The organism is Acidimicrobiia bacterium (assembly GCA_035948415.1).
In the GTDB taxonomy this organism is placed as follows: domain Bacteria; phylum Actinomycetota; class Acidimicrobiia; order IMCC26256; family PALSA-555; genus PALSA-555.
On record DASZJD010000025.1, the window covers coordinates 1 to 13750 of the forward strand.

15 protein-coding genes are annotated in these 13750 nt (G+C 68.7%); 8 read left to right on the plus strand and 7 right to left on the minus strand.

The features are described 5' to 3' along the window. Positions 1-573: 573 nt before the first annotated feature. Positions 574-957 (minus strand): limonene-1,2-epoxide hydrolase family protein, encoded by a 384-nt coding sequence (locus VG869_03435; protein HEV3450235.1) that lies wholly within the window; start codon positions 955-957, stop codon positions 574-576. A gap of 333 nt (positions 958-1290) precedes the next feature. On the opposite strand from VG869_03435, the gene VG869_03440 reads away from it, so the two are divergent. After that, a complete protein-coding gene (locus tag VG869_03440; protein HEV3450236.1) occupies positions 1291-2130 on the plus strand; it encodes an acyl-CoA thioesterase domain-containing protein in 840 nt (279 codons plus the stop codon). 87 nt (positions 2131-2217) lie between these two features. Here VG869_03440 and VG869_03445 read toward each other — a convergent pair whose 3' ends face one another. Next, positions 2218-2802: a hypothetical protein gene (locus VG869_03445; GenBank protein HEV3450237.1), complete on the minus strand. Its 585-nt coding sequence runs from the start codon at positions 2800-2802 to the stop codon at positions 2218-2220. 183 nt (positions 2803-2985) lie between these two features. Between VG869_03445 and VG869_03450 the strand changes: the two genes are divergently transcribed. Together VG869_03450 and VG869_03455 are read left to right on the plus strand one after the other, a co-directional pair. Further along, positions 2986-3294, plus strand: coding sequence for a hypothetical protein (locus tag VG869_03450; protein HEV3450238.1), 309 nt, complete (start codon positions 2986-2988; stop codon positions 3292-3294). 36 nt (positions 3295-3330) lie between these two features. Continuing rightward, positions 3331-3618, plus strand: a complete 288-nt coding sequence (locus tag VG869_03455; GenBank protein HEV3450239.1) for an EthD family reductase — start codon at positions 3331-3333, stop codon at positions 3616-3618. 986 nt (positions 3619-4604) lie between these two features. On the opposite strand, the gene VG869_03460 is transcribed toward VG869_03455, so the two are convergent. Then, positions 4605-5237, minus strand: coding sequence for a class I SAM-dependent methyltransferase (locus VG869_03460; protein HEV3450240.1), 633 nt, complete (start codon positions 5235-5237; stop codon positions 4605-4607). Between the two features lie 64 nt (positions 5238-5301). On the opposite strand from VG869_03460, the gene VG869_03465 reads away from it, so the two are divergent. Then, complete coding sequence (locus tag VG869_03465; protein ID HEV3450241.1) at positions 5302-6522, plus strand: glycosyltransferase; 1221 nt, start codon at positions 5302-5304, stop codon at positions 6520-6522. 550 nt (positions 6523-7072) lie between these two features. Here the strand turns inward: VG869_03465 and VG869_03470 are convergent. Further along, on the minus strand, positions 7073-7486 hold the full coding sequence (locus VG869_03470; GenBank protein HEV3450242.1) for a DUF302 domain-containing protein: 414 nt from the start codon (positions 7484-7486) through the stop codon (positions 7073-7075). A gap of 777 nt (positions 7487-8263) precedes the next feature. Between VG869_03470 and VG869_03475 the strand changes: the two genes are divergently transcribed. Further along, complete coding sequence (locus VG869_03475; protein ID HEV3450243.1) at positions 8264-8641, plus strand: GNAT family N-acetyltransferase; 378 nt, start codon at positions 8264-8266, stop codon at positions 8639-8641. A 226-nt stretch (positions 8642-8867) separates the two neighbouring features. Then, entirely contained in the window at positions 8868-10127 is a 1260-nt protein-coding gene (locus tag VG869_03480) for a TIGR03118 family protein (GenBank protein HEV3450244.1), read from the plus strand. A gap of 13 nt (positions 10128-10140) precedes the next feature. Here VG869_03480 and VG869_03485 read toward each other — a convergent pair whose 3' ends face one another. Beyond that, a complete protein-coding gene (locus VG869_03485) occupies positions 10141-10695 on the minus strand; it encodes a hypothetical protein (GenBank protein HEV3450245.1) in 555 nt (184 codons plus the stop codon). A 238-nt stretch (positions 10696-10933) separates the two neighbouring features. Here VG869_03485 and VG869_03490 point away from each other — a divergent pair, with 238 nt between their 5' ends. Further along, positions 10934-11467, plus strand: coding sequence for a pyridoxamine 5'-phosphate oxidase family protein (locus VG869_03490; GenBank protein ID HEV3450246.1), 534 nt, complete (start codon positions 10934-10936; stop codon positions 11465-11467). Positions 11468-11651: 184 nt separating this feature from the next. Here VG869_03490 and VG869_03495 read toward each other — a convergent pair whose 3' ends face one another. Then, positions 11652-12314 carry a response regulator transcription factor gene (locus VG869_03495; GenBank protein HEV3450247.1) on the minus strand — a complete coding sequence of 221 codons (663 nt, stop codon included), beginning with the start codon at positions 12312-12314 and terminating at the stop codon, positions 11652-11654. Next, positions 12311-13504, minus strand: a complete 1194-nt coding sequence (locus tag VG869_03500; protein HEV3450248.1) for a sensor histidine kinase — start codon at positions 13502-13504, stop codon at positions 12311-12313. The genes VG869_03495 and VG869_03500 overlap by 4 nt, the downstream gene beginning before the upstream one ends. Before the next feature lie 127 nt (positions 13505-13631). Between VG869_03500 and VG869_03505 the strand changes: the two genes are divergently transcribed. Further along, the coding region (locus VG869_03505; GenBank protein ID HEV3450249.1) for an ABC transporter ATP-binding protein at positions 13632-13750 on the plus strand (119 nt) is incomplete at its 3' end.

A 13750-nucleotide genomic window follows, 5' to 3' on the forward strand; every position in this document is an offset into this window, starting at 1 on the left:
GGCAAACCCTGACTGACCGACAGGGCCGAGCCTTCGTCAATCAGGGACAGTGCATCGCATTCGTCGAACGCCAACAACACACAACCTCCGCCCAGGCTGGGGAACGAAGCGGTGGGCATCAGTCCTCTCGATAACAGCACGGCACACGGGACCTTTTGACTCACGCTCGCCTTCTCGGCACGGTCTTTGAGCGCCCCGCGTGCTGGCACGCCGGGACGCCCACAAACCGATCGGTCGTCTAACCGTCCATCTAAGAGACTGCGCGGTACGCGGCGCGATCAAGTGGAAGAGCGGGCTGGCGCCGCCAGAGCCAACTGGGTATGACCTGGGGTTTCGCGATTGGCGGAAACGGGCTGAGACTGGTCGACGGCCTTGAGGGGCTCGTGCCCGCAATGGCGTGGGGGTTCAAGTCCCCCCTCAGACACCGGCTGACGTGCGCAACTTCGTCCCCACGCGCTGCGAACGCATTACATGGGCGCGTCCACGGAACGTCTACCAGGGACGCAGCAGCGTCGCGGTCCGCGGAATCAGTGTTGCTGCGAGTGTGAACGAGAGCGCTGAGCGGGTCCAGTCTTATCCCATCCGGCTGGTGAACTGGTCCATGTCGAAATAGTCGCGCCAGGCGTTGATCTTGCCGTCACTGACCTCGAAGGTCCCCATGACCGGCAGCTCGAACGATTTGTCCGGGAGCCTGAAGACGTCCACCCGCTCGGTCATCACGACTGGACCATCGGCTGCGATGTTGACGACGCGGAACTCGATGCCCTCGATGCCTGGCGGGCCAGGGCGGATGAACGAGGCGATCGTGTTAGCGATGGCCTCCCTGCCGGTGACCGGCGCAAGCGGGATGTTGTGGTAAACGGCGTCGTCGGTGAAAAACGCTGCCAGCTCCTCGGCCCCGATATTTTCGGACCATGCCGCGCAGAACCTGCGCACCACCTCGATCGGGCTCTCCATCGGGCTTCTCCTGCGGTCGATCTTCGGCGAAGTTAGCAATACCTTCCGATCTTCGCCCGGTGACCGACGACGGTCACCCTTTCCGGCACCGCGCTGAATGACCTCAGGGAAGCGGCCGCGAACACTGGTAATCATGAGATGGCGGGCGATGAACTCGAGTACACGCTCCTCAACGCAGGACCATTTTGTTCCTCCGTTCTGTAGATGAGGCCGGGCTCGAGTCATCCGTCTCCGATACGTTGTTGCAGAAGCGGCGCGCGAGCGCCGAGTGACCCCCGCTCGCGGGTAGGCCAGGCGGCAGCCTGTACTACGCACCCGGCGCAGGAGCCGCTGATGCCTGATCTCTCGTCGCTGCTTGAACTTGAAGTGCTCGACCGCGATCTTTTCCGGGCGACGAACGAGCCCGATGCGAGCAAACGACGGTCGCTATATGGCGGGCAGGTCGCCGGCCAGGCGCTCCGCGCCGCTGGAATGACGGTGCCGGCAGAGCGGGTGCCGCATTCGCTGCACGGCTACTTCCTGCGCCCCGGGCTCGTCGATCGTCCGGTCATCCTCCAGGTGGACCGCGACCGCGACGGCGGATCGTTCTCGGCCCGCCACGTCCGTGCGTTGCAGGACGGTGAGGTGATCTTCTCGATGATCGCCTCCTTCCAGGCGCCCGAGCCCGGCGTGACGTACGACGCGGTACCGACGCGCGGCGGTGGGGAGCCCGAGGCGCTCAAGAGCCGCGCCTCCGCGCTCTTGATCGATGTCCGCGAGGTGACGCCGACCCGGATCGGCCACGGGCAGCTCCGACACTCCGATCGGCTGTGGGTCCGCGCCGCGGCAAGGCTGTCCGACGATCCCCTGGCGCACGCGTGCGCGCTCGCCTATGTGTCGGACCTCGGGTCCGGCTTCGGGCAAGTCGAGGTCGAGGGCCTCGCCGCGGGTGGGCCGAGCATCGATCACAGCGTGTGGTTCCACGAGCCGGTCCACGCCGACGAGTGGATGCTGCTCGAGCTGTGGCCGCTCAAGGCCGGCAACGCGCGGGGCGTGTATCAAGGGTCGCTCCGCAGTCGGAGCGGCGCGCTCGGCGCGGTGTTCGCGCAGGAGATGCTGCTGCGTCACGGGCTGCTCCCACCCGAGATGCTGGAGCGGATGGCCGAATACCTGGGGGTGACGCCGTCCGAGTGACCCGATCGGGGCTCGGAACGATCGCGTGAGCGGCGTAAGCCCCGGTGGCAGGCGTCAAGTGAGACGAGGAACGCCGCGGGGCCATCATTACGGCTCAAAGTTGCGCTGTCTTCTGAAGATGCCCGACCGGATCCCGTTATCACGTGGTTCATATTTCGGATCGTGGTGTGCCTTCATCTGATCTCTGACTGAGTTGACGTACCAGTCTTCAGCATCCCGCTTATACAGTTGGCTGTACGCAATCTCGACACCGATATCGAGGTTTTTGACTGGGTTCCAGCCCTTGTACATCAGCCCAGCACCGACGCCCGCGACGAGTCCACCGGCACCGACCTCTACCCAGTTGGGGCCGCCGGACGAACTGGATGCCGACGTCGACACTGGTGTTGGCGTCACCGGCGCGACCGTGGTCTGCGGCGGAGCGGGCGTGGTGGTCGGCACCGTTCCGGCGCCGGCGCCGGGCGGAATGAACGGCCCGCCGTTGTCCGAGCCGGGCTGGACCTGATTGTTGGGGCGGCGGACGCTGGGTCCCTGAGCCGCTGGCGGCCCGCCCGGAGAGCCTGGTAGCGGTTGCGTGCTCGGTGTCGACGGGCAGCCCTGGCCGGTCGTCGGGTCGCAGGCGTTGGCGACATCACCGGTCGACCACAAGGCAACGCCAAAGCCAAAGGCCACCAGGGCACCCAGGGCGTACCAGACGCCCCTCCGTGCTCCCATGCGCCCACCCCCATCCCCTGTGGCGGCGCGCCCGTACCCCGAGTCTCACAGCCGCCAGATGCTGGGACAAGACGCGGCGCAAATCGGAGGCTCTGCAACAACGCCCCGGGCCCGTCACGCGTCCGCGTGATACCCGGGTCGGTGGAGGCCGGCGAGCTGAGAACCCGGGCGCTCCTTGAGGCCGACGAGCTTGGCCCCGAGCCGATCGGCAGCGACCGGGACCTTTGGCTCGAGAACGCCGCGGCGCCATCGTTCTCCTATCCGGGATCGATGGCTTCCGTCGGTGAGCTGATCGACCGCGACCTGGCTCGGGATGTGTCCAAGGCTGCGCGCCGCAACCTCGAGACGCGAGCGGGCAATCGACGCTACCTAGTTCGCGCCCTGCTTCGGGCGGCAAGAGCGATCGTTGACTTTCTTGGCACGCAAGGCATGTACCCCGGCATACTTTGAGCCCGTGCTTCAACACAGCGAGAGGACGACCTCACGATGATCCGTTTCAGCGTCTTCTACCCGTCGACCGAGGGTGCAACCTTCGACCACGACTACTACCGCAACAAGCACGTACCGCTCGCTGTGAAGACATGGGGCCTTGCCGGCGCAGAAATCGACAAGGGCGTCGACGGTCCCTACGTCGCCGCGGTGCACTTCAAGTTCGCGTCGCCAGAGGCCCTACGCGCGGCGATGGGCGCTGAGGGCACGGGCGACATACTGGCCGACGTCGCGAACTACACCTCGATAGCGCCGGTGATACAGACCAGCGAGATCGTGGACTGAACCTGCATCGGCGTAATCGCCGACCTATCTGCCGATCTCGCGCACGTCGCTGCAATCTGGACCCGGGCAGAACGTACGCGCGCAACGCGCGCTGGACACGCGGCTGCGGTGCCCCCGTAGTGCCGTTAGGGGACATCGCAGGGTTGCCTGACGCGCCCCTAGTTGCGGTCGTGCTCCATGCCTCCAGGTACAACCTGCCAGTGCTGACCGTCCCAACGGTGCACATGCCCGCCATCCGGCCCGGTTCGATTGCAGTGCCGAGTCTCGCCCTCACGAGCCGGACTTGCTTCGAACGTGGCGTGGCACCCCTCGCTGAGACAAGACTGGCGCTCCACGGAACCGAGCCTACGACTACGTGGTGCCCTTTGACGCCGAGCCGGCACCGCTTGTGGAGTCGTCCGCGGTGCCTGCCGTGCCAAACCGGTCCGCCTGTCCATAACCTCCCGCTTAACTCGCAGCGCGGTCCGATTTTGGCGTGGGCCGACATCGACGCCTGGGGCCGCCGCACCGTGAGGTCTGAGGCTTTCGTTTCGAGCGACCCGGAAGAGGGAAGTCTCCAAGGGCCGCGAGGCGCCTAAACGAGGGCAGGGAAGTTGGACCCCGAGCCCGGAGTCCATCCGTCTGGCCTTTCGCCGCCTCGCCGACGCGCCGCCGCACAAACCCCGCCTTGCGGCGGCGCGCCGCCGCTGTTGTAACCGCGACCCGGGGGCGGTTTAACAACACCGTCGATCGTGATCAACTGCGTCGTGGAGGCCTGGTCGAAGGTCGCTCATCTGAGCGCAGCGCATCTCGTTGCGGGGATTTGTGCGCGGGCCCTCAGTCTTCGACAACGTGCTGCTGCCGGTCGGAGGCTCCGCCACCTAGCGACGCTGCCCGAAGAGAGCGGAGTAGGCCCGGCCGCCTCGACTTCGGGAACGAGCGTTCGCCCGAGCCCGGATCACGGGATCCGAGACGAGAACCGCTCAGCGCCCGACGACATCGAGGCTTCAGATTCGGGTGATCGATGCTCGCCAGGCGATAGCACCGTTGGGATCGATCGTGATGTCGATCTTGGCGTCCTCGATCGAGTCCACCCGCCAACCGTCCGTAAAGCTTGCCTCGATCTCGTCCTTGCTGACCCGCCTCGGTCCCCAGTCGCCGGGCTGGCGGTCGCTGAAGCACAGCATGTGGTAGTGGCCGCCCATCGGGGTGACGGTCCGGAGATTCTCCACGAAACGGGGCCGGTCTTCGTCCTCGAAGATGTGGAACAAACCGCAGTCGAGCACGGTGTCGAACTGCTCGCCGAGCGAGGACAGCTCAAGCGCGTTCCAAACCAGGAACCGTGCGTCCGAGCCCCGTTCTCGCGCTTTGCGCTCGGCGATCGCGATCGCCGCCGTTGAGAGGTCGATGCCGACGGCGTCGAGGCCGATGTCGGCTGCCATGAGCGTGTGCTCGCCCGTTCCGCAGCCGACGTCGAGGACGCGACCACGCACGACACCGGTTCGGGCGAGCTCGAGAAACGCCGGCTGAGGCCGGCCAATATCCCACGGCGGCGTGCCCGCGTAGAGCTCCTCGAAGTCGTGCGGCTGCCTCGCCCGCACAGGCCGCGGTAAGCCGTCAGGGCGTCGCTGATCGCTCACGCCCCTCGTGTTACCACCGATCGGGGACCGTCACGGGTGACCGACCGTCGGCAGACTGCGGTCCTTGACCGTTGCTAGCGTCGAACCCCAGATTGCCAAATCGCAGGGCACTACGCCGGTCACCCGCGGATACGTTGCTGCCATGAAGGTTCTCGTCGTGTCTACGCCGGGCTTGGGGCATCTGAAGCCGCTCGTCCCGCTGGTCAGAGCGTTTCTCGCGCGTGGCGATCAGGTCGTCGTGGCCAGCGGTGTCGATCTGAAGCCGACAGTCGAGGCAATCGGAGCCGAGTTGTTCGCCGTCGGCCACGGTGAGGACGCGTGGATGGACCAGCTCCGTCAGCGCACCCGAGGTGTCCCTGGGGATGGGATCGCTCCTGAGCGGATCCTCCACTACTTCGTCCCGCGCGTGTTCGCCGAGATCGCCGCGGCGGACATGATCGACGGTGTCTTGGACTGTGGCCGCCGGCTGGCTCCGGACCTGGTGCTCTTCGAGAACCTCGCCCTCGCCGGTCCGCTTGCCGCCGACGTGCTCGGCGTTCCCGGCGTCAACCACCTGCTCGGGCCCCTCACCGATCACGAGGTGTTCGAACTCGCCAACGATGCAGTCTCGCCCATGTGGCGCTCCTTCGGCCGCGACGTGCCCGGCTACGCCGGCGTCTATCGAGATCTCACGATCGAGATCTGCCCGCCGTCGCTCGAGCGACTGAAGGTTCCGTCGGGCGAAGTTCTCTCGCTGCGGCCCGCCCCGCTGCCCGAGGCGCCCGCCACGAGATCGTCCCGTCCGCTCGTCTACGTCACCTTCGGGACGTTCTTCAGCTACGACCTCGAGATCTTCCGCCCGGTGCTGGAGGGCCTGGCCGAAGAGCCGATCGACGTCGTGGTGACCGTCGGCTCGGACCGGGACCCGGCCGCCCTGGCGCCCTTCCCGGCCAACACCCGCGTCGAGCGGTTCATCCCTCAGGCTGAACTTCTTCCGCGTTGCGACGCCGTAGTTCATCACGGCGGGGCGGGAACCACCTTCGGGGCTCTGGCCCACGGTCTTCCCCAACTCGTCATCCCTCAGGGCGCCGACAACTTCACCCACGCCGCAATGGTTGACCAGGCCGGAGACGGGCTCGTGTTGCTGCCCGGCGAGGCCACCCCCACCACGATCAGAAACGCGGTCCGCCGGATCCTCGCCGAGCCGACCTACGCCGCGGCCGCCCGTCGTACGGCAGACGAGATTGCCGTGATGGCTGGACCAGCCGAAGTCGCCGAGGCCCTGCGTTCCTACGCGCATCGGTGAGATACCGAGGACCGCGCATCCTTTCGAGGATCACTCTCGCGGCTCGCCGGCGGGGCGTCAGCGTGCGAGAGGTCGGGGCGACGACTCTAATTGAGCATCGTCCAGTTCATCGGGGGTCTGGTCATCGCGGTTGTATCGACGGCCCGGTACGTCTACGGCCCCCAAGCCTTCGAATCTGGTCGAGCGCCGCGGGACCTGCATTACTTCTTTCAGCTCCGCCTGATGGCTCTTGTCGGCCTCGTGATCGGGGTGGGCCTAACCATGACCTCCTTCTGGAGGACTCTCGCGCTAGCCAGGTTCAAACTGGGCCCACCACCCACGCTCGTAGAGGGTGACTCGGGTGGTCGGTCCAGCTGATATGAGCGTTCTCCACACGGAGGAACCCCATGGCCCGTGTGCACACGCCCGAGGGCGTCGGGCACAACCTGAAGAAGCCCCGCAGGCTTTCGCCGGCGCTCTCATCGAAGCCGAAGGCTTCGTCTCGGGAGTGATGGTCGCGGAGTGTTCCGCCTCATCCGACGACGCTGACTGTGAATGACTGGGTCGGCTGTCACGCGTCCACCGCGACGGTGGCATCGCTGATCGCCTCGACCCCTTCGAGATGGGCGCGGAGGTCGTCGGACAGGTGGTGCCGGGTGGCAAGGAAGACCGGCGCGTTGTAGCTGACCCACACGGCGCCGCCGGTGTCAGCCGAGACGAGCACTCTCAGGGGAAGGTCCAGCGCCGCCAGGGGCGCGGCCAGCATGACCGGGGTACCGGCCGCGGGGCTACCGAAGAGCACGAGCTTCGTCTCGGGCATTTCGAGCCCGACGTTGTGAGCTTCGCCGCTGTGGTCGATCACCGCGAAGAGTTTCAGACCCTTGTTCGTGATGAGTTGCGTGAGCCGGGAGACCGTCTCGTCGACGGTTCGGGGACTTGCCTTCGTGACGACGCCTTCGGTCGTCTGCGCTCCACGGAGTGCCATGTGGTCTCCTCTCCCGCCGACGGGTGGTCTCCGACTCTGTCAAAGAGGAACGCGGTGGCGTGGGCGGCGCCCGGTCTGGTAGCGCGTCGGCCATTCGTTGGTCTGCTTGGTCGCGCTGCTGTTCTGGGCCGTTGGTTCCGCACCCGGTCCCGGGGCGACAGGACGACCTTCCGGTCCGGCATGTGCCCACCCCCATCCCTGGCCGGACGCCCGCACTCCGAGTCTCACAGCCACCGGATGCCGAGACAAGGCGTGCCTCCGACCGTGCACCGACGACTCGGCACCAACGCTGGCGGGGCCGCCAGACACCGCGCGGGACCCTGAGCCTGTGGACGTCAAGAAACTCGTGCCGTTTGTCTCGCGCGGGACCGCGTCCCCGCGGGCTCGAGGCCGGCGCTTCGAGTGAGGCGCAACCCGGGCCGCACCGGGCAGGCTCGGTCTCGTCCTCACCGGCCAGGGAGTGCACTTGGGTACGCTCCTCCTCCCGGGGAGGGTCGTGGCGACCAAGACCAAACGCGGAAAGAAGCTCAAGCGGTCCGGGCGACTCTCTGAGCGGGCCACGGATGCACCCTCGCGCGAGCAGTCCCGCGACGCGATCGTCCGGCCGCCGGCCCTACCGTCAGAGGCGTTCAAGCCCGACGCGCCCCGGTTCAAGCCCAAGAAGAGAGACCTGTTGCCCTGCCGCGGGTGATTAGTACACGTCCCGCCAACGGCGGAATCGATCACGAACGGCTCGGGTCTCTGCGTTGCAGTGACGGCTCGCCCTACCAAGACGCAGTGGAGGCCTGGGTTCGCGCCGAGGCTCTCGTGTGGGCGTACCGCGAGCCGGACCACTACCTCATCCTCTCCGTTGACGACGATTATTCCGACGACCTGGTCGCGGCGTGCGCGTTCCAACGCGACGACGACCGCGACAAGCACTGGTTCATCAACGCCTTGGCCGTCGCTCGCCATCGTCAGGGCGTCGGTCACGGACGGCGGCTCCTGACGACCTGTTTGGATCGGATGGCGCAATCGACGCCCGGCGGCTCCGCCCGATGGCGAGTCGCGCCAGGCGACCGTGCCGCGCACCAGCTGAGTCGGACCATCGGCGCGGAGGTCGTCGATGTGCCGCAGGAGCGGCCCTTTGCGGTGTACTTCGTCCGGTTCGCCTGACGGACCACCAGCACCCGCGTCCCACGCCAGGGCTTCCGGCCCGAGCGCCGAGCGATGCGGCGGCGGTCGCCACGCTGACGGCAGACGCCCGGTTTGCCCCGCTTGGCCATCCCACCGCGGGTCGGCCCCCAAATTCTGCGCCGAGGCCAATCCCTCTTCGCGAGCCGTTCGTAGGACCGCGTCGGGACCGGTAGGTCGCCGGTTCGTCGCGGACCAGGGGGGCGCCATGCGGGCAGTCCTGAAGCAGGCTCGGTGCGGGGGGAGTCGTCGGGTGCGGCGGGGTGGGCGCCTGGGGATGCCGCGGCTGGCCGTCACGATCCTCGCGGTGGCTTCGCTGGCGTCGTTGGCCGCGGTCTCCGCGGGTGCAGCGGTCCCGGATCCCGAGAACGCGTTCCATCAGACCAACCTGGTGTCGAACCGGACCGACCAGGGCGCCCCGGTGGTGGACGCGAACTCCCAGAACCCGTGGGGGCTGGCGCTGAGCCCGACGGGTCCGCTCTGGGTGGCGGACAACAACGCCGGTGTGGCCACGGTCTACAACGTGAACGTCGGCGGGAGCACGGCGAGCAAGGCGAACCTCACCGTCGTGTTGCCGGGGGGCCGGGCGGCGACCGGAGACGGCCCGAGCCCGACCGGGGAGGTCTTCAACCCGACCGCCGGCTTCGCGGTCAGCTCGACAGCGGGGAGCGGTCCCGCGACGTTCGTCTTCTCCTCCGAGTCGGGCCAGATCACCGCGTGGAGCCCGAAGGCGGACCCCGTCTCGGCCGGCACGTCCACGGCCCAGGTCGAGTTCAGCTCACCGACGGCCGTGTACAAGGGCCTGACCCTCGCGACGAGCGACGAGCGGCCCTTCCTGTACGCGTCGAACTTCCACGACGGGACGGTCGACGTGTTCAACACCAGCTTCCAGCTCGTGCATCTCCGGGGAGACTTTCGGGATCCCTCAATCCCCGCGAACTACGCGCCCTTCGGGATCCAGGCGATCAACGGGCTCATCTACGTGACCTACGCGCAACAGAACGCCCTGAAGCACGATGACGTGTCCGGCCCCGGCCACGGGTTCATCGACATCTTCACGCCCGAGGGCGTCCGAGTTCGGCGCCTGGCGTCAGGAGGGTCCCTCAACTCCCCGTGGGGCCTCGCGCTCGCCCCGGACGGCTTCGGCCGCTTCGACGGCAGGCTCCTGGTGGGCGACTTCGGGGACGGCCGGATCAACGTCTTCGGCCGGTTCTCCGGCGACTTCGCCGACCAGCTCCGAAACGAGCAGGGCCAGCCCATCACGATCGACGACCTGTGGGGGCTCCACTTCGGGACTCGCGCGACCGGCGGTCGCCACACCCTGCTCTTCAGCGCCGGCATCAACGACGAGCACGACGGACTCGTCGGTTCGATCAGGGCGGTTCGGTCCCCGGACCAAGGAGGCGACCAGACCGGCAACAACGGCAATCAGGCCAATCAGAGCGGCGACCAGACGACGGCGCCGTAGCGAGGGCGACGACCTACGCGCTCCCCGTCCTCCGGTCGGCGAGGAGCTCGTGGCGAGGCTCGGGATCGCCGACGCTGGTGGGTGAGGTTGCGCGCCGAGCGAACTCGTCCAGATCCGGCCAGCGGGCGACGAACTGGTCGCCGGTGGCGTCGTCGTATCCGATGAACGTCACGTCGTCGATGGCGACACGGAAGAGGTGGAACCGACCGGGCACAGGGACCCAACCAAGCGCGGCCTTCACCACCTCGGCATACGCGCGCTGGGTCCGCAGGTCCGGTTCCGGCACCGCGCGGCCCCGTACCTTGAACTCTCCATTGGTGCCCTCTCGGCCGGACACGGTGCTGTGAACTAGGAGGCGCGGATCGCGCTCCAGATCGGCGGCCTTGAGCGAGCCCCACATCATCGACAGCCAGAGGTCCTGGTCCCAGAACAACGGCTCGACGGGACTCAGTCGCGGCGTCCCATCGGAGCGCATTGTGACGACGAGCACGACGCCTGGATCCCCGAGCCGGCGCCGTCCCAGCTCAGCCAACTTCGGCTGCTCGAGTTCGAACTGCGCCCAGCGCACAGGACCTCCTCGGTTCCGTCCAGCGGGTCGGCCACGCCGTGCTCGGCCAGAAGCATGCCGTTCTCCTCAGCACAACGGGCAAGCACGACACGCCACGGCGGACGACGAGCGCCCAACTGCTGCTCAGGAGGCATTTCTTGACCTTGGGGCGGGTCAGGGGGACCCGGGCCAGGATCCGGCGCACCGCTTCATCGGGGCCGCTCGATGACTTCTGGTCCCTCGTAACGTCACGCTCAGCATGAAGGCAACGAACCTCGCCGATATCTACGGATCGCCCCTCCTCGATTGGGGCCGCGTTCAAGCCCGACTCGACCGGGGTCTGACCCAGGCGCCGGGGACCGGCGGGCCGAACCGTCACACGTGTTGGTTGGCGACCATCAACGGGGACGGGACCCCGCACCTCACGGGCATCGGTGCCCTCTGGCGGGATGGGGCGTTCTGGTTCGAGACCGGTGATCGGGCCCGCAAGGCAAGGAACTTGGCCCGCGACGCGCGCTGCTCGTTGAGTCTCGCTGCTGACGAGTTCGACCTCGTCGTCGAGGGCGAGGCGCAGAAGGTCACGGATCCGGCCACCGTCGCCGCCATGGCGGCCCGGTGGGCCGCTGCGGGCTGGCCCGCCCGAGTCGACGACACGGGCACCGCGCTCACGGCCGACTTCAGTGCGCCCTCGGCAGGACCGCCGCCCTGGTTCGTGTACCGCCTCACGCCCCACGCGGCGACGGCGGTCGCGACGGTCGACCCGGGGGGCGCCACGCGCTGGCACTTCGAATAGTTGCGTTGCCTTCGGACCTGGCGGGCCACGTCGACCTGGCCGAGTCGTGGCGGCTCGGCCCGGCCCGCCCGGGGCGTCGTCGTGTGAGCGCCGTGACGAACCGCTCGGCCCCGGGCCGGCGGCGGGGCGTCGACGTTCGAGCGGGGCCTGGACGGTGGCGGGCCGGAGTCGGGCGACGCTCGGCTCAGGTGAGGCCCGGGGTGACGAGCCCGGTCTCGTAGGCGAGCACGACGGCCTGGACTCGGTCCCGGAGGCCGAGCTTGCTGAGGAGGTGCGCGACGTGCGTCTTGACCGTGGCCTCGGAGAGGAAAAGCGCCTCGGCGATCTCTGCGTTCGAGCGGCCTCGCGCCAGCTCGAGGAGCACCTCACGCTCGCGGTCGGTGAGCACCTCGAGGGGACGGCTCGGTGGCCGGTCGTCGGGGAGGTGGCGGGCGAACTGGTCGAGCAGGCGGCGGGTCACGCTCGGCGCGACGATCGCGTCCCCGGCGGCCACGACCCGGATCGCCGCCAGCAGCTCCTCGGGCGGGACGTCCTTCAGCAGGAACCCGCTGGCCCCGGCCCGGAGCCCGGCGTACACGTACTCGTCGAGGTCGAACGTGGTGAGGATCAGCACCTTGGGTGGGTTCGGTTCCGCGCAGATGCGGCGGGTCGCCTCCACCCCGTCGAGGCGCGGCATGCGCACGTCCATGAGCACGACGTCCGCCGGTGTGTTGCGGACCGCGTCGAGGGCCTCGAGCCCGTCGCTCGCCTCGGCGACGACGACGAGGTCGGGCTGCGCGTCGAGGATCATGCGGAAGCCCATCCGGAGCATCGGCTGGTCGTCGGCCAGGACGATCCGGATCGTCATGTCGGGATGGGCAGTGACGCCACGACCCGGTAGCCGCCGTCGGGCTTGGCGCGGGTCATGACCGTCCCGCCGTACATGGCGGCGCGCTCCCGCATGCCGGTGAGGCCCTGCCCCGGGCGTGCCGGCGCCGGCTGGGTGGCGCGACCGTCGTCGTCGACGAGCACCTCGAAGCAGTGGTCCGCGTAGGTAATCGTCACGTCGGCGTGCGCGGTCGGCCCGGCGTGCTTCAGCGTGTTCGTGAGGGCCTCCTGCACGATGCGGTAGGCGGCGAGCCCCATGCCGGCCGGGAGCGTTCGGGGCTCCCCGCGGCGCGTCACCCGGATCGACAGCCCGGCGTCGCGCACCCGGTCGATGAGATCGTCCACCTCCTGCAGCCCCGGTTGGGGCGTGGTGCCGTCGGGGGATTCGGGACTGCGCAGCACGCCGAGCAGCCGGCGCATCTCGGTGAGCGCCTCGCGCCCGGTCTCGGCCACCGTCGACATGGCGTGGCGCGCCTGCTGGGGGTCGCGATCGAGGGCGTAGCCGGCCCCATCGGCCTGGGCGACCATGACCGTCAGGCTGTGGGCGACGACGTCGTGCAGCTCCCGGGCGATTCGCGATCGCTCGGCCGCCGCCGCGATCTCCGCCTGCTGGTCGCGCTCGCGCTCGAGCCGCGCCGCTCGCTGCTCGAGCTGGGCGAGGTAGGCGCGCCGGACTCGCATGCTCTCCCCGAGCACGACCGCGGCGGCCGCGGCCACGGTCGGGGCGATGATCGCGGCCCACGGGTCGCCCGCCCAGCGGAACGCGGCCAGGACGGCGCCAACCTCGGCGACGACGAAGGCGACCGCGGCGTCACGGCGGCCGCGGTGGGCGGCGATCGTGTAGAGGCCGATGATGATCGCCACGTCGAACACCTTGAACGGCACGTCCGCCAGGTACTGGGCGAACCCGGTGGCGGCCACGAGTGCGAACGATCCCCGCGGCCAGCGGCGCCGCACGGTGACACCGATGGCCATCACCGCCGCGAAGACGAAGCGGACCCACGTGGCGCCAGCGCGGTCGCCCGGGTCGGCGCCGCCCGCACCGAGGATGAGGAGGCCCAAGGCCGCGTCGACCGCCAGCGGGTGGCGGCGCGTCCACGACATCAGCGCGTGCACCGGCCCAGCGTACGGGCCCATGTCCGTGCCGGCGTCACCCCGGGGGTGCGTCACGCCTCATCCTTTCGGATGATCCGGGGGCCCCGGGGTGCGCAGCGGGGATGACCCGAGAAACGCCCCGCGGCGGTCGTCAGCCGACGGCTCGATCCGTATCGTGCACGACACGACACGGAGGTGATCGATGATCGAGGCGCAGGGCCTCACCAAGCGCTACGGGTCGACGCTCGCGGTCGACGAGCTGAGCTTCACGGTGCGGCCCGGGCACGTGACCGGCTTCCTCGGGCCGAACGGGGCCGGGAA

Excerpts from the sequence above, each read along its gene's own strand:
- VG869_03435 (HEV3450235.1), bottom strand. The coding sequence starts at position 957 with ATGGAGAGCCCGATCGAGGTGGTGCGCAGGTTCTGCGCGGCATGGTCC.
- VG869_03490 (HEV3450246.1), top strand. The coding sequence starts at position 10,934 with ATGAAGGCAACGAACCTCGCCGATATCTACGGATCGCCCCTCCTCGAT.
- VG869_03455 (HEV3450239.1), top strand. The coding sequence starts at position 3,331 with ATGATCCGTTTCAGCGTCTTCTACCCGTCGACCGAGGGTGCAACCTTC.
- VG869_03495 (HEV3450247.1), bottom strand. The coding sequence starts at position 12,314 with ATGACGATCCGGATCGTCCTGGCCGACGACCAGCCGATGCTCCGGATG.
- VG869_03480 (HEV3450244.1), top strand. The coding sequence starts at position 8,868 with ATGCGGGCAGTCCTGAAGCAGGCTCGGTGCGGGGGGAGTCGTCGGGTG.
- VG869_03470 (HEV3450242.1), bottom strand. The coding sequence starts at position 7,486 with ATGGCACTCCGTGGAGCGCAGACGACCGAAGGCGTCGTCACGAAGGCA.
- VG869_03440 (HEV3450236.1), top strand. The coding sequence starts at position 1,291 with ATGCCTGATCTCTCGTCGCTGCTTGAACTTGAAGTGCTCGACCGCGAT.